This window comes from Mesorhizobium sp. B1-1-5 (assembly GCF_006443065.1).
Lineage (GTDB): Bacteria > Pseudomonadota > Alphaproteobacteria > Rhizobiales > Rhizobiaceae > Mesorhizobium.
In genome coordinates this window covers 22,774-43,337 of record NZ_VFWS01000038.1, presented here as the reverse complement: position 1 = coordinate 43,337, position 20,564 = coordinate 22,774, and the positions used below count along the sequence as shown (strand labels likewise).

At 63.1% G+C, this 20,564-nt stretch carries 19 protein-coding genes and 1 tRNA gene; 12 read left to right on the top strand and 8 right to left on the bottom strand.

Annotation, left to right across the window (positions count from 1 at the left end):
• Positions 1-144 precede the first annotated feature (144 nt).
• The 5 genes from recJ to FJ980_RS14565 form a co-directional block, all read right to left on the bottom strand.
• Entirely contained in the window at positions 145-1,929 is a 1,785-nt protein-coding gene (gene recJ, locus FJ980_RS14585; RefSeq protein WP_140543751.1) for a single-stranded-DNA-specific exonuclease RecJ, read from the bottom strand.
• A 139-nt stretch (positions 1,930-2,068) separates the two neighbouring features.
• On the bottom strand, positions 2,069-3,052 hold the full coding sequence (glpX, locus tag FJ980_RS14580) for a class II fructose-bisphosphatase (protein WP_140543750.1): 984 nt from the start codon (positions 3,050-3,052) through the stop codon (positions 2,069-2,071).
• Positions 3,053-3,194: 142 nt separating this feature from the next.
• Positions 3,195-4,508 (bottom strand): homoserine dehydrogenase, encoded by a 1,314-nt coding sequence (locus tag FJ980_RS14575; RefSeq protein WP_140543749.1) that lies wholly within the window; start codon positions 4,506-4,508, stop codon positions 3,195-3,197.
• Positions 4,509-4,566: 58 nt separating this feature from the next.
• Entirely contained in the window at positions 4,567-5,784 is a 1,218-nt protein-coding gene (locus tag FJ980_RS14570; protein WP_095765055.1) for an LL-diaminopimelate aminotransferase, read from the bottom strand.
• 41 nt (positions 5,785-5,825) lie between these two features.
• Positions 5,826-6,230: a hypothetical protein gene (locus FJ980_RS14565; protein ID WP_181170656.1), complete on the bottom strand. Its 405-nt coding sequence runs from the start codon at positions 6,228-6,230 to the stop codon at positions 5,826-5,828.
• A gap of 97 nt (positions 6,231-6,327) precedes the next feature.
• Here FJ980_RS14565 and phaC point away from each other — a divergent pair, with 97 nt between their 5' ends.
• From phaC to FJ980_RS14550, 3 genes are all read left to right on the top strand, one after another.
• On the top strand, positions 6,328-8,163 hold the full coding sequence (gene phaC, locus FJ980_RS14560) for a class I poly(R)-hydroxyalkanoic acid synthase (protein ID WP_140543748.1): 1,836 nt from the start codon (positions 6,328-6,330) through the stop codon (positions 8,161-8,163).
• A 326-nt stretch (positions 8,164-8,489) separates the two neighbouring features.
• A complete protein-coding gene (locus FJ980_RS14555; RefSeq protein ID WP_246676418.1) occupies positions 8,490-9,650 on the top strand; it encodes a YcbK family protein in 1,161 nt (386 codons plus the stop codon).
• A 475-nt stretch (positions 9,651-10,125) separates the two neighbouring features.
• A tRNA-Glu gene (locus FJ980_RS14550) sits at positions 10,126-10,200 on the top strand.
• 73 nt (positions 10,201-10,273) lie between these two features.
• Here FJ980_RS14550 and FJ980_RS14545 read toward each other — a convergent pair.
• A complete protein-coding gene (locus FJ980_RS14545) occupies positions 10,274-10,627 on the bottom strand; it encodes a cupin domain-containing protein (RefSeq protein WP_140543746.1) in 354 nt (117 codons plus the stop codon).
• Positions 10,628-10,819: 192 nt separating this feature from the next.
• Here FJ980_RS14545 and FJ980_RS14540 point away from each other — a divergent pair, with 192 nt between their 5' ends.
• Positions 10,820-11,791: a LysR family transcriptional regulator gene (locus FJ980_RS14540; RefSeq protein ID WP_140543745.1), complete on the top strand. Its 972-nt coding sequence runs from the start codon at positions 10,820-10,822 to the stop codon at positions 11,789-11,791.
• 471 nt (positions 11,792-12,262) lie between these two features.
• On the opposite strand, the gene FJ980_RS14535 is transcribed toward FJ980_RS14540, so the two are convergent.
• Positions 12,263-12,532, bottom strand: a complete 270-nt coding sequence (locus FJ980_RS14535; RefSeq protein WP_140543744.1) for a hypothetical protein — start codon at positions 12,530-12,532, stop codon at positions 12,263-12,265.
• A gap of 242 nt (positions 12,533-12,774) precedes the next feature.
• Between FJ980_RS14535 and FJ980_RS14530 the strand changes: the two genes are divergently transcribed.
• Positions 12,775-13,461, top strand: a complete 687-nt coding sequence (locus FJ980_RS14530) for an aspartyl/asparaginyl beta-hydroxylase domain-containing protein (RefSeq protein WP_140543742.1) — start codon at positions 12,775-12,777, stop codon at positions 13,459-13,461.
• Between the two features lie 12 nt (positions 13,462-13,473).
• Here the strand turns inward: FJ980_RS14530 and FJ980_RS14525 are convergent, their stop codons facing one another.
• Positions 13,474-13,779, bottom strand: coding sequence for a DUF982 domain-containing protein (locus FJ980_RS14525; RefSeq protein ID WP_140543740.1), 306 nt, complete (start codon positions 13,777-13,779; stop codon positions 13,474-13,476).
• 485 nt (positions 13,780-14,264) lie between these two features.
• Between FJ980_RS14525 and map the strand changes: the two genes are divergently transcribed.
• From map to FJ980_RS14490, 7 genes are all read left to right on the top strand, one after another.
• On the top strand, positions 14,265-15,092 hold the full coding sequence (map, locus tag FJ980_RS14520; RefSeq protein WP_140543738.1) for a type I methionyl aminopeptidase: 828 nt from the start codon (positions 14,265-14,267) through the stop codon (positions 15,090-15,092).
• Positions 15,093-15,127: 35 nt separating this feature from the next.
• Positions 15,128-15,889, top strand: coding sequence for a DNA repair protein RadC (gene radC / locus FJ980_RS14515; protein ID WP_140543736.1), 762 nt, complete (start codon positions 15,128-15,130; stop codon positions 15,887-15,889).
• A gap of 148 nt (positions 15,890-16,037) precedes the next feature.
• The gene (locus FJ980_RS14510; protein ID WP_140543734.1) at positions 16,038-16,922 is read left to right on the top strand and encodes a cytochrome c oxidase subunit II; all 885 of its coding nucleotides are present in this window, start codon (positions 16,038-16,040) and stop codon (positions 16,920-16,922) included.
• A 21-nt stretch (positions 16,923-16,943) separates the two neighbouring features.
• Positions 16,944-18,713: a cytochrome c oxidase subunit I gene (gene ctaD, locus FJ980_RS14505; RefSeq protein WP_140543732.1), complete on the top strand. Its 1,770-nt coding sequence runs from the start codon at positions 16,944-16,946 to the stop codon at positions 18,711-18,713.
• Positions 18,710-19,414 carry a cytochrome c oxidase subunit 3 gene (locus FJ980_RS14500; RefSeq protein ID WP_140543730.1) on the top strand — a complete coding sequence of 235 codons (705 nt, stop codon included), beginning with the start codon at positions 18,710-18,712 and terminating at the stop codon, positions 19,412-19,414. The genes ctaD and FJ980_RS14500 overlap by 4 nt, the downstream gene beginning before the upstream one ends.
• 10 nt (positions 19,415-19,424) lie before the next feature.
• The gene (locus FJ980_RS14495; RefSeq protein ID WP_140543728.1) at positions 19,425-20,144 is read left to right on the top strand and encodes a heme-copper oxidase subunit III family protein; all 720 of its coding nucleotides are present in this window, start codon (positions 19,425-19,427) and stop codon (positions 20,142-20,144) included.
• Between the two features lie 27 nt (positions 20,145-20,171).
• Positions 20,172-20,564, top strand: a complete 393-nt coding sequence (locus tag FJ980_RS14490) for a cytochrome C oxidase subunit IV family protein (RefSeq protein ID WP_140543726.1) — start codon at positions 20,172-20,174, stop codon at positions 20,562-20,564.

Here is a 20,564-nt window from a genome sequence, read left to right as displayed (position 1 = left end):
GGGTCTGCGCGCGTCGCTTCGCTCCTTGCTCCGCCCGTGGATGACGACCGCGATGGGCGTCTCGGCCAATCGCCAAGGCATGGGCTTTGCCAACGCACATTAACCAACCGGTCAAAACGTCTGCGTTAAGGTACTGCTGCGTCGTTAAGCCAGGGCTGCATCACTGATGCGGAACTGCACCATGCGGTTGCCGTTCCAGTAGTTGCCCGATAACGAACCGGCGATATGCACGGTCCTGCCCCTGTTTTTAAACAGGAATTCGCCGAGAGCCGTGTCGACGGCGCGAAATGCAATGGCCTGAATATTGCCGCCGCTTTGCGACTGGAGGTCCACCCGAATGTGGTTGGTGCCGATCGCGCGCGCGTCGGCCAGCCGATGGCGCGGCAGCACGAACACCGGTGCGATGTGCCCGGCCCCGAACGGCCCGGCTTTCTCCAGCGCGTCGAGCAGCGCGATCGTGGCGCCCTCGGCGGCCAAGGCGCCGTCGATCGCCAGGCTTTCCTCGTTCTGCAGCCGGAACACGTCGGCCGCGGCGCGCTCCTCGAAGAAGGCGCGCAGTTCGCCGAGCTTGGCGCGCTCGACGGTGATGCCGGCGGCCATCGCGTGGCCGCCGCCCTTGACGATCAGCCCCGCCTCGGCCGCCTCGCGCACCAGCCGGCCGAGGTCGAAGCCGGTCACCGAACGGCCGGAGCCCGTGCCGATGCCGGTCGAGTTGAAGGCGATGGCAAAAGCCGGCCGGCGCGCATGATCCTTGAGCCGCGAGGCGATCAGTCCGACGATGCCGGGATGCCAGCTGTTGCTGGCGGTGACGATGACTGCCGGGCCGTTGCCGCCGGCAAGCTCGGCATCGGCCTCAGCCCGCGCCTGCGCCAGCATCTCCTGCTCCATCTGCTGGCGTTCCTGATTCAGCCGGTCCAGCGTCTCGGCAATGCCTGCCGCCTCGACAGGATCGTCGGTGGCCAGAAGCCGGCTGCCGAGCGCGGCATCGCCGATGCGGCCGCCGGCATTGATACGAGGGCCGATCAGGAATGACAGATGGAAGGTGTTGATCGGCTCGCCGATGCGCGAGACCCGCGCCAGCGCCGCCAGCCCCTCATTCTTCTGTTGGCGCAACACCTGCAGCCCCTTGACCACGAAGGCGCGGTTGACGCCGGTGAGCGGCACCACGTCGCAGACCGTCGCTAGCGCCACCAGATCGAGCATCGAAAGCAGATCGACCGGCGCGGCGTCCGGTAGCCTCGCGCGCAGCACTTTGGCCGTCTGCACCAGGCACAGGAAGACGACGCCGGCGGCGCACAGATGTCCCTGCCCCGACAGGTCGTCCTCGCGATTGGGATTGACCACGGCCTCCGCCGCCGGCAACGGACCGCCGACCTGGTGATGATCGAGCACCACGACATCGGCGCCGGCTTGCCTGGCCGCGTCGATCGAGGTCGCGCTGTTGGTGCCGCAGTCGACGGTGACGATCAGCTTCGCGCCGCGCGAGATCAAGTCCCGCATCGCTTCCGGATTGGGCCCGTAGCCTTCGAAGATGCGGTCCGGGATATAGATTTCGGACGGTACGGAAAAATGCGTAAGAAAGCGTTTTAACAGCGCAGACGAGGCCGCGCCGTCGACATCGTAATCGCCGAAGATCGCCACTTTTTCGTGAGCGACGACCGCATCGGCCAGCCTCGCCGCCGCTTTTTCCATATCGGTCAGCGATGCTGGATTCGGCAGAAGCTCGCGAATGGTGGGATCGAGGAAGCGCGCGGTCTGTTCCACGCTGACGCCGCGGCCGGCAAGCACCCGCGCCACGATGTCGGGCACGCCATGGCCCTGCGCCATGGCCAAGGCGGCCATGTCCTGGCGCTCGGTCAGCCGGTGTTCCCACGAAACACCGGTCGCCGACTGCCTGACATCGAGGAAGAACCGTTTCTCGCCCGTCATGCGACGCGCCGTCTGCACATCATCATTGCGCAGATATCAATATGCGACGGCCGGAGCAATTGCGGGCAAGCGGGCAATGCGGGGAAAGGTGTGGAACGTTTTTCCTCGAATTGCGGCAAAGCGCCCGGACGAAGCCAAATCAGAACTTATCCAGATCCTGGTGACGCGCCTTGATCTCGCGCACGGTGCGCGAGGACGACCGCAGCACGATAGTGTGCGTGGTGATGAAGGTGCGGCCGAACTTCACCCCGTCGAGCAAATTGCCGTCGGTGACGCCGGTCGCCGCGAACAGCACGTCGCCACGCGCCATGTCTTGGGCGCGGTAGATCCGCTTCGGGTCGGAAATGCCCATCTTCTGCGCGCGCGCCACCTTCTCCGGCGTGTCGAGGATCAGCCGGCCCTGCATCTGTCCGCCGGTGCAGCGCAGCGCGGCCGCCGCCAGCACGCCCTCCGGCGCGCCGCCGGTGCCGAGATAGATGTCGATGCCGGTCTCGTCCGGATCGGTGGTGTGGATGACGCCCGCGACATCGCCATCGCCGATCAGCCGGATCGCGGCACCCGTGGCGCGCACGGCGTCGATCAGCTTGGCGTGACGCGGCCGGTCGAGGATGCAGGCCGTGATATCGGAGACGGCCACGCCCTTGGCTTTGGCCAGATTGGCGAGGTTTTCCGCCGGCGAGGCATCGATGTCGATCAGACCTTCGGGATAGCCGGGGCCGATGGCGATCTTGTCCATGTAGACGTCGGGCGCGAACAGCAGGCTGCCCTTTTCCGCGATCGCGATGACGGCCAGCGCATTGGGCAGGTTCTTGGCGCAGATCGTCGTGCCCTCGAGCGGATCGAGCGCGATGTCGACGGCCGGACCTTTGCCGGTGCCGACCTCCTCGCCGATATAGAGCATCGGCGCCTCGTCGCGCTCGCCCTCGCCGATCACCACTGTGCCTTTGATGGCCAGCCGGTTGAGCTCCTGGCGCATGGCGTCGACCGCCACCTGATCGGCAGCCTTCTCGTCGCCGCGCCCGCGCAGCCTTGCCGCCGCGACCGCCGCGCGTTCGGTCACACGCACGACTTCCATCGTAAGGATCCGGTCGAGACCGGCGGCGATGTCCTGGGCTATGTTCATGGACAGGAATTCCTCGTGAAACTCAACCTCCCGCCAGAGGTGCGCTTCTTCTGGCAAAGCTCCATGACAACGGCAAGACCTGCCCCGTCAATTTTTGAAATGACAGCAAAATCAATCGATTGAAGGCGGAACCGGACTTGGCTTATTCCGCCCGCTCGATGCGGATCACTTGCGGCTTGTCGGTCAGATGGCCGTCCTTGGTGATGCCTTCGACGGCCTTGCGCACCGCCGCTTCCGTCGTCTCATGCGTGACGAGGATCACCGTCTTCTGCGCCTGCGTCTCCGCGCCGGCAGCCTGTTGAACGATCGATTCCAGCGAGATGTCGTTGTCGGCCATGCGTTTGGCAATGGCCGCGAACACGCCCGTGCGGTCATGCACGGTCAGCCGGATGAAATAGCCGCCAGCATGGCTGCGCATCTGCGCCTTTTTGTAAGGCTTCAGTTCCTTCGCCGGCCAGCCGAAGACCGGGCCATGCTGGAAGCCCGGCCGGCTCTTGGCGATGTCGGCGATGTCGCCGACGACCGCCGAAGCGGTCGCATTGCCGCCCGCGCCCGGACCGGAAAGCAGGAGCTCGCCAAGGATATCGGTCTCGATCGCCACCGCGTTGGTGACGCCATGCACCTGCGCGATCACCGACGCCGTCGGCACCATGGTCGGGTGGACGCGCTGCTCTATGCCGCTGTCGGTGCGCTGCGCGACGCCGAGCAGCTTGATGCGGTAGCCGAGATCGCCCGCCGCGCGGATGTCGGCCTGGGTGATGTTGGAGATGCCTTCCATGTAGATGTCGCCGGCAGCGATCCTGGTGCCGAAGGCAAGGCTGGTCAGGATCGACAGCTTGTGCGCCGTGTCGTGGCCTTCGATGTCGAAGGTCGGATCGGCCTCGGCGTAGCCCAGCCGCTGCGCATCCTTCAGGCAGGCGTCGAAGGAGATGCCCTCCGCCTCCATGCGGGTCAGGATGTAGTTGCAGGTGCCGTTGAGGATGCCGAAGACACGGGTCACCGCGTTGCCCGCCATCGCCTCGCGCATCGTCTTGATAACCGGGATGCCGCCGGCCACTGCCGCCTCGTAGTTGAGCAGCACACCCTTCTTCTCGGCGATCTCGGCAAGCGCCACGCCATGCTTGGCAAGCAGCGCCTTGTTGGCGGTGACGACATGCCTTCCCGCCTCGAGCGCCGCCTTCACCGACAGACGTGCCGGCCCCTCGTCGCCGCCGATCAGCTCGACGAAGACGTCGATATCGGCCTTCTCGGCCAGCTTGACCGGATCGTCGAACCATTTCGCGACGCTGAGATCGATACCGCGGTCGCGTTTCGGATCGCGGGCCGAAACGGCGGTCACAACGATGTCGCGACCGCACTGCCGGGTAAGCTCGGCCGCCTTGTCGCGCAGCACGCGCGCCACCGAGGCGCCCACCGTGCCAAGGCCGGCAATTCCAACACGCAATGCTTCAGCCATGTCCGGAGAGGCCCCCTCAACTTGCAAAAAATGTCAGGTGCAAAAAATATCAGGCAACTCAACGATGAGCGGCTAAAGGCACCACATTGTTGGGCTGCTTGGCGGTGGTCGCGAGGAACTTCTTGATGTTGCGCGCGGCCTGGCGGATCCGGTGCTCGTTCTCGACCAGCGCCAGGCGCACATAATCGTCGCCATGCTCGCCGAAGCCGACGCCTGGCGCCACCGCGACATCCGCATGCTCGATGAGCAGCTTGGAGAATTCCAGCGAACCGAGATGGCGGAACGGTTCCGGAATCGGCGCCCAGGCGAACATCGAGGCCGCCGGCGCGGGAATGGTCCAGCCGGCGCGCCCGAAGGAATCGACCATCACGTCGCGCCGCTTGTGGTAGACCTCGCGCACCTCCTCGATGTCGGCGCCGTCGCCGTTCAGCGCATGCGCCGCCGCAACCTGGATCGGTGTGAACGCGCCGTAGTCGAGGTAGGATTTCACCCGCGTCAGCGCCGAAATCAGCCGCTCGTTGCCGACCGCGAAGCCCATGCGCCACCCGGGCATGGAAAAGGTCTTCGACATCGAGGTGAACTCGACGCAGACATCCATCGCGCCCGGCACCTGCAGCACCGACGGCGGCGGATTGCCGTCGAAATAGATTTCCGAATAGGCGAGATCCGACAGGATGATGATGTCGTTCTTTTTCGCGAAGGCCACCACGTCCTTGTAGAAATCGAGCGAGGCGACAAGCGCCGTCGGATTCGACGGATAATTGAGGATCAGCGCCAGCGGCTTCGGGATCGAATGGCGGATGCCGCGCTCGACCGCAGGGATGAAACCGTCATCGGGCTCAACCTGCAGCGAGCGGATCACCCCGCCCGACATGATGAAGCCGAAGGCGTGGATCGGATAGGTCGGATTGGGGCACAGGATCACGTCGCCGGGCGCGGTGATCGCCTGCGCCATGTTTGCGAAGCCCTCCTTCGAGCCCAGCGTCGCCACCACCTGCGTGTCGGGATTGAGCTTCACGCCGAAGCGGCGCTGATAATAATTCGCCTGGGCGCGCCGCAGGCCCGGAATGCCGCGCGAGGCGGAGTAGCGATGCGTGCGCGGATCGCGCACCACTTCGCACAATTTGTCGACGATGGCTTTCGGCGTCGGCAGGTCCGGATTGCCCATGCCAAGGTCGATGATGTCGGCGCCACGCGAACGGGCGCTGGCCTTCAGCCGGTTGACCTGCTCGAACACGTAAGGCGGAAGCCGGCGGACCTTGTGAAATTCTTCCATTTCAGTTCCAGACCATCAGAGTTTCGGCGCGCGATATAGACCTAATTGCAGCTAGGGTCGAGGGCGGGGTCGCATTTGCCCTCGATCTGCTTCAGCGTGTCGGCGCCATGCGTCTTGGCCAAAGTGTTGAGCGCGGCCGAATTCGCCGGCGCCTTGACGCCGCTGCCCTTGGCAATCTGCGTCTGTTCCTCGGCCTTGAGCTGGGCGAGGTTCGCCGCGGTCTCCTCCTTGGTGAGCTGCTTGGCGGCCACCTGCGGCGGGATGTTGAGGTTCGGATAGGAACCGGTGTCCCTCGGACCTTCGGTCAACGCCGTCGGCGCATTGTTCGTGCTGGTGCTGGTGCACCCGGCAGCGGGCAGCAGCATGCCGACCAGCCCCGCCATCAGCGCCATGCGGCAAATCGAACCCGGCTTGAGAAAAAAAGTCCCGCCGACATTAATCGTCATATTGTTTTCCTGGCAGCCGGGTTAGAGCGAATTGGACCCGGTCAGATGTCCCATGGTAATATGTCAAGAAAACGCTCCGGGAGGAACCCCGCGAACCATGTCCAAACCTGACGATTCGGACAAAGCGGAAAATGGCGGACCTTCGGCCATCGAGCAATATCTGGTGAGGGATCCCGAGCGCTTCGCCCTGAACATGGCGCGCATGGTCGAGCAGGCCGGCAAGGCGGCTTCCGCCTGGGCCGAACCGCGCGAGAAAGGCGAAGTGCGCGACCATGTCGCCGAACCCGTCGTCGACATGGTCAAGACCTTCTCAAAGCTTTCGGAATACTGGCTGGGCGACCCGCAACGCGCGCTCGAAGCGCAGACGCGGCTGTTTGCCGGCTATATGACCGTCTGGGCGAACGCCATCCAGAAGGTCAATCCGAACGCCGAAGCGCCGCAGGACGCGGTCCAGCCCGAGCGCGGCGACAAGCGCTTCCAGGACCCCGAATGGGGCCGCAATGCATTCTTCGACTTCCTCAAGCAGGCCTATCTCGTCACCTCGCGCTGGGCGAACGAGCTTGTCGAGCATGCCGAGGGCCTGGACGAGCACACCCGCCACAAGGCGGGCTTCTACGTCAAGCAGGTGTCGAACGCGATCGCGCCGTCGAACTTCATCCTGACCAATCCCGAGCTGTTCCGCGAGACCATGGCCTCGAACGGCGAGAACCTGGTGCGCGGCATGAAGATGCTGGCCGAGGACATCACCGCGGGCCGCGGCGACCTGAAGCTGCGCCAGGCCGACTACACGCCCTTCGAGATCGGCAAGAACATCGCCACCACGCCCGGCAAGGTCATCGGCCGCAGCGATGTCGCCGAGATCATCCAATACGACCCGGTGACCGAGACGGTGCTGAAACGGCCGCTGCTGATCTGCCCGCCATGGATCAACAAATTCTATATTCTCGACCTCAACCCGCAAAAGTCCTTCATCCGCTGGGCGATCGAGCAGGGTCACACCGTCTTCGTCATCTCCTGGATCAATCCGGACGAGCGTCATGGCGCCAAGGGCTGGGAGGCCTATATCCGCGAAGGCCTGCAATTCGGCCTCGACATGGTGGAGAAGGCGACCGGCGAAAGAGACGTCAACGCCATCGGCTACTGCGTCGGCGGCACGCTGCTTGGCGCGGCGCTGGCGCTGCTGGCGCAGGAGGGCGACCATCGCATCAGATCGGCCACCTTCTTCGCCACCCAGGTCGACTTCACCTATGCCGGCGATCTCAAGGTGTTCGTCGACGAGGACCAGGTCGCCGCTGTCGAGCGCTCGATGAACGAGAAGGGCTATCTCGACGGCACCAAGATGGCCACCGCCTTCAACATGCTGCGCTCGGGCGACCTGGTCTGGCCTTATGTCGTCAACAACTACATGCGCGGCAAGGAGCCCCTGCCCTTCGACCTGCTCTACTGGAATTCCGATTCCACGCGCATGGCGGCGGCCAACCACTCGTTCTACCTGCGCAATTGCTATCTCGAGAACAATCTCTCGCGCGGCACGATGGAGCTTGCCGGGCGCACGGTCTCTCTGGCCGACATCACCATCCCCGTCTACAACCTGGCCACGAAGGAAGACCACATCGCGCCGGCGCTTTCGGTGTTCCTGGGATCGCAGTTTTTCGGCGGCGACGTCGAGTATGTCATGGCGGGATCCGGTCACATCGCCGGCGTCGTCAACCCACCTGCCGCCAGGAAATATCAGTACTGGACCAGCGGCAAGCCGGTAGGCGATTTCAACGCGTGGCTTGCCGCGGCGCACGAGCATCCTGGTTCCTGGTGGACGCACTGGCAACACTGGATCGAGGCCCAGGACGACATCCGCGTACCCGCCCGCAAACCCGGCAAGCGTATGAAAACCTTGGGAGATGCGCCGGGCACCTATGTCAAGGTGCGTGTGTAACGGGCTGTAATGTGTGGTGAGTTGACGGGCCGCCAAAACAGGGCGAAATGGTGGCGTCAATCGTTCGGCGGCCTCAAATCACCTTCCGACGCAGAATAATTCCGAGGCTTGCAGATTCGACACACGTCCCGTTTCCGGTTGGGAACAGGAGGGTTATCGCGGCGCGGAACTGGAGTGGCGCGGCGATGACGAACCGACCGGATATCGAGGGGGAATTTGTTTTGAAACCAGCAGGTTGGCGTCTTGCACGAAGGGGAAGCTGCAGCATTGCGGCAGCGCTTTTCTCCGTGCTTCTGGCCTCCTGCACATCGACCGGCGACCCGACGATGTCGGTCGTTTCGCCCGCCTACAATTTAACCGCCGGCGAAATGAGCGCGACATCCAGCGCCAAGACCGCGACTTCGGCCGATTCGTCCCTGCAGGCATCGGCGCCGGCCGAAGCGACGTCGACCGTGATGAGCGAGGGCGATGCGCCTTTGCCCGAGAAGGTCGCCTACGTGCCGGAGACGCGGCCGGACGGCACCTTCCCCATCGTCATCCCTGCCGGCGCCCAGGCCATTGCCGGGAGCACGCCGCAACCGCTGGTTCAGCAGGCGCAAACGGCGGAACAGACACTAGGCGTCGCCAAGCAGGTCGCCGCCGGCGATGCCGCCACCGTCGCGTCGAAGGCGCAGGCGACCACGCAGGCCATGAGCAACGGCGTCTATGTGACCGCGGCCGAGCCGGTGCAGCCGCAGATCGCCGCGCCGAAGAAAAGCCTGTTCGCCTCGCTGTTCAGCACCACGCCGGCTTCGGCCGCGCCCGCCCCCCTGATCAACAATGTGCGCTCCGGCGACCAGCCCGCCGAGCAGGCCAAGGCCACGCCGCCGCCGGCCAAGCCGATCGTGACGCTGGCCTCGGCGACCCCGGCCGAGAAGCCGGTGCAACTGGCCTCGCTCGACAACCCGAGCAATCACATCACGGGCGCCGACGCTCTTCCCGGCGTGCGCCAGACGGCGCTGTTCGAGATCAAGCGCAAATCCGGCATCGACGACGAGAGCGACGTCGACCTCAACGAGGACGAGGGCGGCGGCGGTTCCTACCAGGTGGCGTCGGCCGCCGGCTTGGCCAGGCTCGCGCCCAACGGCCTTTTGAAGCAGAACGAAAGCGTCGACGTCGCCTGCCTCAAGCCGTCGCTGGTGCGGGTGCTGAAGACGATCGAGGGCCATTTCGGCCGCAAGATGATCGTCACCTCCGGCTATCGCGATCCCTCGCGCAACCGCCGCGCCAACGGCGCCAAGAACTCGCTGCACATGTATTGCGCCGCCGCCGACATCCAATTGCCCGGCGTGTCGAAATGGGAACTGGCGAGCTACGTCCGCTCGATGCCCGGCCGCGGCGGCGTCGGCACCTACTGCCACACCGAATCCGTCCATATCGACGTCGGCCCCGAGCGCGACTGGAACTGGCGCTGCCGCAGGCGCAGCGGCGGCGGCGAGGACGGCTGATACGTTCCGCTTGGTCTCGTGGGCATAGCAGGTTTGATCGGTTGCGAGCCGATCGCCGCCAATGCCGACGTTAGTTTCAATACGCTACCACAGACGTCGGCGATTAGCCGAAGCCCTTCGCACTTTGTCATCCACGGGCGGAGCGGGAGCGCAGCGGACGCGAAGACCCGAGGATCCATTCCGTGACCTTGACCGCAGAGTGCAGCGGCGCAGATTCTGCACCGTTGCGGCACGTCAGCCTCACGGAATGGATTCTATGGTCTGCGCGCGTCGCTTCGCTCCTTGCTCCGCCATAGAATGACGACCGCGAGAAGCGTTGCAGCCAATCTCCAAGGTACGCGATCATGTGCCGGTCGAAACCACGTCCTGCCTCGCTGCAACGCAGCTTTCGCCGCCTTTGAAAAAAGTTGCCTCATGTGGCTGCAGATGGGTTGCCGGTTGCCAACAACGCAATTATAAGCCGCTTCGTCTGAGCGCGCCCATCGTCTAGCGGTTAGGACACCGCCCTTTCACGGCGGTAACAGGGGTTCGATTCCCCTTGGGCGTACCAGTTTCTTCAGTTGTTTCCGGTCGACGCTTCGGTCTCGATGAAGGACCCGAAGGCGGTCCGTCCTCTTGCCGTTTCAGGCTGCGCCCAGGGGCGGGCCTGTGAAGGTCAGACCGAAACGCGCCCCAATGGCCGCGATCTGATCCATGTCGTCGGGAATTCGGCACCTGTGTTTCGCCATCTCCGCGAAGAAGCCTTCGAAGCCGCCGGGCGTCATGACGGTGAGCATTCTGGCGGGTCGATCGCCAATCACCCGGAATGCATGCTCGATTCCGCGCGCAACGTGCACGACACCGCCCGGGCCGACGATGCGCGTTTGACCGTTCATCCAGAACTCTACTTCGCCGGACTGGATCTGGAAGGTCTCGTCCTCGCTATTGTGGATGTGGCGCGGAGGACCATAACCGGGCTGATCGAGGCTTTCGAACATTCCGAGCCGCGAGGCCGTTTGCTCCGCCGTAAGGCAAATCCGGTAGGACGTGCCAAGCCACTGGACGCTGTAGGGTACTGAAGCAACGGCCACCGAAACCTCCCATGATCCGACGCCATTTTCAATGCAGGGAAATTGCCAGAACCGATTTCATAATTGAAATCGATAGCTATTATAAAATATATTCGGCGAATGAATTTATCGAGCTTCGACCTCAATCTCCTGCGGGTGCTCGACGCGCTGTTGCGCGAGCAATCGACCGTAAAGGCCGGAGAACGCATCGGCCTGTCGCAACCGGCGATATCGGCCAGCCTGGGACGACTTCGGAATTTTCTCGGCGATCCGCTGTTCGTGCGCCAGGGACAGCACATCGTGCCGACACAATACGCCCGCAACCTCGAGCTTCCGCTTCGCCGCATCCTCGACGAATTGTCGGCGCTGCTTGGCGGGCCTGGCAGCTTCAATCCGGCCGAAGCCGAGCAAAGCTTCAAGATCGCAGGTTCGGATTTCTTTGCCGAGATGCTGATGCCTGCCCTGGCCAATGCAATCTCACGCCACGCTCCCAAGATATTGGTCCAACTGGTGGATCTTGTGCCCGACGACTATGTCGGCACGCTCGAAAAGCATGGCATCGACCTTGCCCTCGTTCCCAGGGTCGATTTCCCCAGCTGGATCGACTATCTTCCTGCCTTCCGGTCGACATTCGTGACGATCGCCCGCGCCGGGCACCCAAGGCTCGAGCGGGCGAAGGTGAGCCCCGGAGACGTCATTCCGATCGACCTTTTCTGCGACCTCGGCCACGTCGTCTTCTCGCCCGAGGGCAAGCTCAAGGCCATGGGCGACGCGGCGCTGGCCCGGATGGGGCGCGAACGGCGGGTGGCCATGACAATGCCGGTGTTCGGCGGCGTCTGTAACGCAGTGGCGGGAAGCGACCTGGTCGCGCTCGTTCCGGAACAGCTCGCGCGCAAGGTAGCATCTCGCTTGGGGCTGGCGATCTACAGTCCGCCCATGCCGATCGATCCTGCCCTCATCTGCATCGTCTGGCACAAACGCAACACAACCGATCCCACACACCGCTGGCTGCGGGAAATGGTTCTGGAGCTGCTCTCGCAACTGAGCGCCGGCGAAGCCGGCAGCAGCGCCCATGAACCACGCCCGGCCTGAATGGCGGGCCAGTGTCGTATCGTATCTTGCCGGTAACAAGACAGGACGCAACCGGAAACGCGCTGTTAACGCCGTTCGCGGACGACAGGAGCCGTCCTCGACCCGAAAGTGTAAAATTCCCTCCGCTCTCAGCCGTGGAGGCGGGAATGAAGATGCTTCGGACAGCGCTCTTATGCGCGGCAATGACCAGCCTGGCAGGCGTGCCGCCCGTTCACGCAGACGATCAGCCTGCCCAGCCGAATAGCCAAGCAACGCCGCAGCCGCCAGCAGTCCATTGCCAGGGGCAAAATTGTCTTCCTCCGGCCGACGATCCCGTGCTGGACTGCAAGGGCCCGGATTGCACGCCGGCCCCGGCAACTGATCAGACGCCGAGCCCGGAGATTCAACCGGAGATTCAAAAGGTCAAGTAAGCCGCATCGGCCAGTGTCTGAGGCTCCCGTGAAAAGCCGGGAGAGCGTCACAGGCCTCCGGTCAATCCGGAACCATTGGGGCCGGCTCTTCGCACCGGTAAACCATGCACCGGCCGTCGCTGGTCGGGACATAGTCGACCATCGGCACGTAAGGCGCGTCGCACTCATTGCCGAATTGGCGGACATAACGATCATAGGTATTCGGTCCGGTGCTCAGCACCGCACCGTGCTGGCTCTGGATCAGTGCCTGCGTCTGTTCACACGTCATCTTGCGCGTGTCGGGACCGGGTGCGCGAAATTTGAAGCAGCAGTGAGCATGGCTGCCGCGCAAGGCAAAATCTTGCCTACGGGCATGGTGGCGTCCTGGCAAAACATCGTGTCGCCAAATCCGCATCTTGTGACGCAGTTCCGCAACGGTCGCGCTGTCACGATGCAGCGAGCGAGGCCGACATCGCTTCGGTTTGGCGTGGCGGCCTACGATGTCCATCTCCGTGTTGACGGCCCGAGCAAATCTCCGTGAGCGATGGCCGTAAGCAATATCCCACTATATAACAGCGTCGTTGAGGTATTGAGATGTCAGGCGCCTACGATCTCGGAACCAATCTGGTCCGCCGTATCTACGAAAAACGCATAGATGCACCGGCCATTCTTGATGCCGGCACGCATTTTCCCAATGCCGCGAAGTTCAACGCCGCCTGGCGCGATATCCGCGATGAGGCGCTGGCGGCGAAGCTGAACAACGCGCCGCGCTTCCACGACATTATGCCGGAACAGGCCAATATCTCGGCCAATGACGGTCTCGACTGGCGCATGTTCGTGCTCAAGGCCTATGACATGGCGATCCCGGCGAACCTCGCAAGGATGCCGGTGCTCAACCGACTGCTCACCGAGTGCCCCGAGGTCAAATCGGCCGCCGTCTCGTTCCTCGCCCCGCGCAAGCACATCCCTCCGCATCGCGGACCCTTTCGCGGCATCATGCGGTTCCATCTCGGCCTGGTCATCCCCAAGCAGCCGGACGGCCGTCCGGCAACGATCATGACGATCAATCATGAGGAAAGGCGCATCGCCGACGGCGAATGCTTGCTGTGGGACGATACTTTCGAGCACGAAGTGATGAACAACTCGGATCAGCCCCGCGTCGCTCTCCTGCTCGACGTGTGGCGTCCGCAAATGCCGCTGGATATGGAAATCCTGTCACGCGTGATCGTGCGCGGCGTGCAGGTGGGAATGCGCTATCGGGGCGTGTCGTTCGGCGGCTGAACCGATCGAAATCTACGCTCGCGCCTCGCGATACGCCCCTGCCCCGCTGCCACGCTTTCCGGGAAACATCGCGTCTCTCGCCAGCAATCCGCTGACGCGGCAGAAGGCCGCGAACGCGCGGCAAGCTTCCTCGGCGCTGGCCACGTCGACAGTCGCCCCGAAGCAGGCATTGAACGCGGCTTCGTAGACCTTGCCTTGCCGGCGCTTCGGCCAATCCTGCAGGAAATCGAGCGCCTGCTCGACGCTGTAGATTTCCTCGACCGGCAGGCCGGGCGCGGGCGTGATGCGCACCGGCACTTCGAATTGCAGTCTGTCCATTCCCTGTCTCCCGAACTGGCGCAGCCGAGAGCAACGCCGTTCGATGTGAAAAGTTGCTTTTGCGGCCTTCTGACTCGCAAATGTGACCTCAGTGCGGTGAAGAACCGGTTCGCGGGTGCGCGGATCGGCGTCAGTCCGTATCGATACCGGCTGCATTGCCAAAATGCCGGTTTCCACCCTACTGCGGGCCATCGCAGCCCCTTGTCCCTCTTCCACGCCCTTGCCGCTATTGGTTGGCCGGGTCGGTCTCCACATCATAGGCCATGCGGGTAAGCGGACGGCAGCGCGAGGATGGCGCCGAGCACGATCGCCGCCGTTCCTTCCTCCGAACATCAGGACCGACCTAACCATGGAAATGGCCAGGCGACGGCCGCAATGGACGCGGCAACCGCACTTCGTCCTTGAACCTTGCGGCTTGCGGTGCCAAATCTGGAGCAGATTTTCGCATTCGGCTCCTTTGAAGCCCACGCCGGCAAACGGACAAAATGGTTACTTATCTCGACGCCTCCACCGCGCCCCTTCGAAATACCGGCCAGATCCGCCTCTATGGCGAGGATGGCTTCGCCGGCATGCGCAAGGCCTGCGACCTCACCGCGCGCTGCCTCGACGAGCTTGTGCCGATCGTGAAGCCCGGCGTGACCACGGAAACAATCGACCGCTTCGTCTTCGAATTCGGCATGGACCATGGTGCGCTGCCGGCAACGCTCAATTATCGCGGCTACACCAAATCTTCCTGCACCTCGATCAACCATGTTGTCTGCCACGGCATTCCCGACAACAAGCCGTTGAAGGAAGGCGACATCGTCAACATCGACGTCACCTACATCCTCGACGGCTGGCACGGCGATTCCTCGCGCATGTATCCGGTGGGCACGATCAAGCGCGCCGCCGAGCGCCTGCTCGAAGTGACCTATGAGTGCCTGATGCGCGGCATAGCCGCGATCAAGCCCGGCGCCCGCACCGGCGCCATCGGCGCTGCAATCCAGACCTATGCCGAGGCCGAGCGCTGCTCGGTGGTCCGCGATTTCTGCGGCCACGGCGTCGGCCAGCTTTTCCACGACGCGCCGAACATCCTGCATTACGGCACCGTCAACGAAGGCGTCGAGATGCGGCCGGGCATGATCTTTACCGTCGAGCCGATGATCAATCTCGGCCGGCCGCATGTGAAGGTGCTGTCGGACGGCTGGACGGCAGTCACGCGCGACCGCTCGCTGTCGGCGCAGTATGAGCATACGATCGGGGTTACCGACACAGGCTGCGAGATCTTCACGCTGTCGCCGAAAAAGCTCGACCGCCCCGGCCTGCCGGCGTAGCACTTCGACCTAAGCCTGAGGGGAGCGGGCGGACCATGGGCAAAGTCGAGGACGAGCGGGCATTCTTTTCCGAAGGCTGGATCGAACCGCCTGAGGCAGTGCAAAAGAAGGCGGCACCTACCGAGAAACCGCACTATCATGGCCATCGCGACCGTCTGCGCGAACGCTTTGCCGCCGGCGGACCGGACGCCCTGCCCGACTATGAACTGCTCGAGCTGCTGCTCTTCCGGCTGATCCCGCGCGTCGACACCAAACCCATCGCCAAGGCGCTCATCGCCCGCTTCGGCTCGCTGGCCGAAGTGCTCGGCGCGCCGGCATCCCTGCTTGAAGAAGTCAAAGGCATCGGACCGGTCGTCGCGACCGATCTCAAGGTCATCGCCGCGACGGCACAGCGCATGGCGCGCGGCGAGATCCGCGGCCGTGAAGTCCTGTCCAACTGGACGCAACTGCTCGACTATTGCCGCTCCGCCATGGCCTTCGAGGCTCGCGAACAGTTCCGCGTCCTGTTCCTCGACAAGAAGAACGGGCTGATCGCCGACGAGGTGCAGCAGACCGGCACCGTCGACCACACGCCGGTCTATCCGCGCGAGGTGGTCAAGCGCGCGCTCGAGCTCTCCGCCAGCGCCGTCATCCTGGTACACAACCATCCTTCTGGGGACCCCACACCTTCCCGCGCCGACATCGAGATGACCAAGCAGATCATCGATACGGCCAAGCCGCTCGGCATCGCCGTGCACGACCACATCATCATCGGCCGCAAGGGCAACGCCTCGATGAAAGGCCTGCTGCTGATCTGAGGCGTTTGCCCGGCATTTCGGGATTGCCGGGACATCGTCTCCTCATCAGATAGTCGGCTCTGGAATTTCAGCAGGAAATCAAGCATGATGGAACCTGGTATTTCCCCGGCATGCTTCGCGCTCCCGTGAAATACCGGGAGGACGGGACATGGCCATTGTGCTTGTACTCGTTTTGATCGTTGTGGGCTCGGTGCTGTTCCACCTCCTGAGCCCATGGTGGTGGACGCCGATCGCCTCGAACTGGGACTACATCGACAACACCATCATCATCAGCTTTTGGATCACCGGCATCGTCTTTGCCGCTGTCGTGCTCTTTATGGCTTATTGCGTCTTCCGCTTCCGGCATCGGGAAGGCAATCGCGCGGCATATCAACCGGAGAACAGGCGGCTCGAATCGTGGCTGATGATCGCAACGGCGGCCGGTGTCACCGCCTTGCTGGTTCCCGGCCTCTTCGTCTGGAGCCGCTTCGTTAATGTTCCCAGCGAGGCCGCCAATATCGAGGTTGTCGCCCAGCAATGGCAATGGAGCTACCGCCTGCCCGGCAAGGACGGCAAGCTCGGCACCTCCGACACCCGCGTCGTCTCGGCTGAAAACCCGCTCGGCATCGTAGCCGGCGACCCGAACGGCCAGGACGACGTCGTGGTCGAGGCGGCGGACCTGCACCTGCCGGTCGGCAAGCCGGTCAAGGTGCTGTTGCGCTCGATCGACGTGCTGCACGATTTCTACATCCCGGAATTCCGCGCCAAGATGGATATGATCCCGGGATCGGTCACGTATTTCTGGTTCACGCCAACGCGGACCGGAACCTTTCAGGTCTTGTGCGCCGAGCTGTGCGGCCAGGGACATCCGCTGATGCATGGCGTGGTCATGGTCGATACCGAGCAGGACTATCTGGCCTGGCTCGGCCAGCAACAGACCTTTGCGCAATTGTCCGCGCCCAAGCAAACGGGCTCGGCGGACCAACCGTCGGAAAAGACGAAGGCGTCCAGTTTGGACGTCGCGGCAAAACTCGAAACGCTCGAGGCCCGCTGAACAGGGCGCGGAGGTGCTCCCATGGTCGACGTCACACCCGCAGATGCCGTTCCACCCGCCGAAGTAGCGGAGATGGAGCTCTACCATCCGCACAGCTGGTGGACAAAATACGTCTTTTCACAGGACGCCAAGGTCATAGCAGTCCAGTATTCGGCGACGGCCATGGCTATAGGCCTCGTCGCGCTGATGCTGTCCTGGCTGATGCGCCTGCAGCTCGGCTTCCCCGGCACGTTCGATTTCATCACTCCGGAGGCCTACTATCAGTTCATCACCATGCACGGCATGATTATGGTGATCTATTTGCTCACCGCGCTCTTCCTTGGCGGCTTCGGCAATTACCTCATTCCGCTGATGGTCGGCGCCCGCGACATGGTCTTTCCCTATGTCAATATGCTGAGCTATTGGGTCTATCTGCTCGCCGTGCTGGTCCTGGTGTCGAGCTTCTTCGCGCCGGGCGGGCCGACAGGCGCCGGCTGGACGCTCTACCCGCCGCAGGCAATCATGACCGGCACGCCGGGCGGCCAAGACTGGGGCATCATCCTGATGCTCTCTTCGCTCATCCTGTTCATCATCGGCTTTACCATGGGTGGCCTGAATTACGTGGTGACGGTGCTGCAAGGCCGCACCCGCGGCATGACCTTGATGCGCCTGCCGCTCACCGTCTGGGGCATCTTCACCGCCACGGTCATGGCGCTTCTGGCCTTCCCGGCACTGTTCGTTGCTTGTGTGATGATGCTGCTCGACCGCCTGCTCGGCACTTCCTTCTTCATGCCGGCAATCGTCGAGATGGGCGAGCAACTGCAACACAATGGCGGCAGCCCGATCCTGTTCCAGCATCTGTTCTGGTTCTTCGGCCACCCGGAAGTCTACATCGTGGCGCTGCCGGCCTTCGGCATCGTGTCCGACCTGATCAGCACACATGCGCGCAAGAACATCTTCGGCTATCGCATGATGGTCTGGGCCATCATCGCCATCGGCGCGCTGAGCTTCGTGGTCTGGGCGCACCACATGTATGTCAGCGGCATGAATCCTTATTTCGGCTTCTTCTTTGCCACCACGACGTTGATCATTGCGGTGCCGACCGCGATCAAGGTCTATAACTGGGTGCTGACGTTGTGGCGCGGCGATATCCACCTCACCATACCGATGCTGTTCGCGCTCGCCTTCATCGTCACCTTCGTCAACGGCGGCCTGACAGGCTTGTTCCTCGGCAACGTCGTCGTCGACGTGCCGCTGTCGGACACGATGTTCGTCGTCGCACATTTCCACATGGTCATGGGCGTCGCGCCGATCCTGGTGATCTTCGGCGCGATCTATCATTGGTATCCGAAGGTCACCGGACGGATGCTGGACGAGACACTCGGCCGCTTCCATTTCTGGATCACCTTCCTCGGCGCCTACCTGATCTTCTTCCCCATGCACTATCTCGGCCTGATGGGCGTTCCGCGGCGTTACGCCGAACTGACCGACATGAATATCATGACGGAATCGGCCCACCATCTGAACTCGTTCATCAGCATCATGGCCTTCATCGTCGGCTTCGCCCAGATGGTGTTCCTGTTCAACCTGATCTGGAGCATCCGCCATGGCCGTGAGGCCGGCAGCAATCCGTGGCGGGCAACGACGCTCGAATGGCAAACGCCTGAGACGCCGCCGGCGCACGGCAATTTCGGCAAGGAACTGCCGATTGTCTATCGTTGGGCCTACGATTACAGCGTTCCGGGTGCCAAGGAGGACTTCATCCCGCAGAACGTGCCGGGCGCCTTCGGCCCCTCCAGGGAGCCGGCATGAGCGTCATCCTGGTCTTCCTGTTGGTGATCGCCGGCTTTGCCGGTTGGTGGCTTTCGCACCAGCGGTTGACGGCGAAGCCCTGGCTGGAGCAAGGCGTGGCCGGGGACGTCGTCGGCTTCGACCGGTCGTCCCTGCCCACCGCCAAGATCGGCCTCGGCGTCTTCCTCGCCGTCGTCGGCTGCCTGTTCTCGCTATTCACCAGCGCCTATTTCATGCGCATGGGCCTGTCGGACTGGCGGCCGCTGCCGCTGCCGCGCCTGCTTTGGCTCAACACCGGCGTGCTGGCGCTGAGCAGCGTCGCGCTGCAATGTGCGGTGGTCGCCACGCGCAGAGGCCAGGTGGACATGGTCAGGCTCGGTCTTGCAACGGCGGGATTGACCGCCCTCGCCTTCCTCGCCGGCCAGTTGATTGCATGGCAGCAGCTGACCGAGGACGGCTACCTGTTGGCCTCCAACCCGGCCAACAGCTTCTTTTATCTGATCACGGCAATGCATGGCCTGCACATACTGGGCGGGCTGGTCGGCCTCGGCAGGACGAGCGCCGGCGCCTGGAACGGAATGCGGCGGGAGCGGCTGCGCCTCAGTGTCGAGTTGTGCGCCATGTATTGGCATTTCCTGCTTTTCGTCTGGCTATGCATCTTCGCCGTCCTGGCCGGTTGGGCGGCGACGTTCGTGAGCATTTGCCAACGGCTGCTGACCTAGGAGACTGGCGATGGCCGAGACCACACTGACGCATACCAGCCAGCTGGATCGCCCCCGGGGCTTGCGCGGGATCGCCGCCGACTGGGCCTCGGATCAGCGCGCGTTCAAGAACGTGTCCTGGGGCAAGGCCATGATGTGGATCTTCCTGCTCAGCGACACCTTCATTTTCGGTTGCTTCCTGCTTTCCTATATGACGGCGCGGATCTCCACGCGCGTGCCGTGGCCGAATCCCAGCGAGGTCTTCGCCTTGCGTATCGGCGGCTCGGATATCCCGCTGATCCTGATCGCCATCATGACATTCGTTCTCATCTCGAGCAGCGGAACCATGGCCATGGCGGTCAATTTCGGCTATCGCCGCGATCGTCGCAAAACCGCGATCCTGATGCTTTTGACCGCCGCGCTCGGCGCGACCTTCGTCGGCATGCAGGCCTTCGAATGGACCAAGCTGATCACCGAAGGGGTCCGGCCGTGGGGCAATCCCTGGGGAGCCGCGCAATTCGGCTCGTGCTTTTTCATGATCACCGGCTTCCACGGCACGCACGTCACGATCGGGGTGATCTTCCTGATCATCGTGGCGAGAAAAGTCTGGCGTGGCGACTTCGACACCGGCCGGCCCGGCTTCTTCACCAGCCGCAGGGGCCGCTACGAGAACGTCGAGATCATGGGGCTCTACTGGCACTTCGTCGACCTGGTCTGGGTGTTCATTTTCGCCTTCTTTTATCTTTGGTGAGAAGGCAGGCTTTGTTGAGAGGCAGACATGACTGAAGCAACCGCAAACGGTCTCGGACAACACGCACTGCATCCCGCCCATGATGCGGCGATCGTTGCCAAGGCGGAGACGCATCAGGAGCACCCGATCAAGCTCTATCTGGTGGTCTGGGCGTGGCTGTTCATTCTCAGCACCTGCTCCTATTTGGTCGACTATTTCGGCCTTCACGGCTATCTCAGGTGGTCGCTGATCCTGATCTTCATGATGCTCAAGGCAGGACTGATCGTCGCCGTCTTCATGCACATGGCCTGGGAGCGGCTGGCGATGATGTATGCAATCATCCTGCCGCCGATACTGGTGCTGGTTTTCGTGGCGATGATGGTCTTCGAGTCCGACTATACGCTGCTGACCCGTATCGCGTTTTTCGGGCCTGGCCCCTGA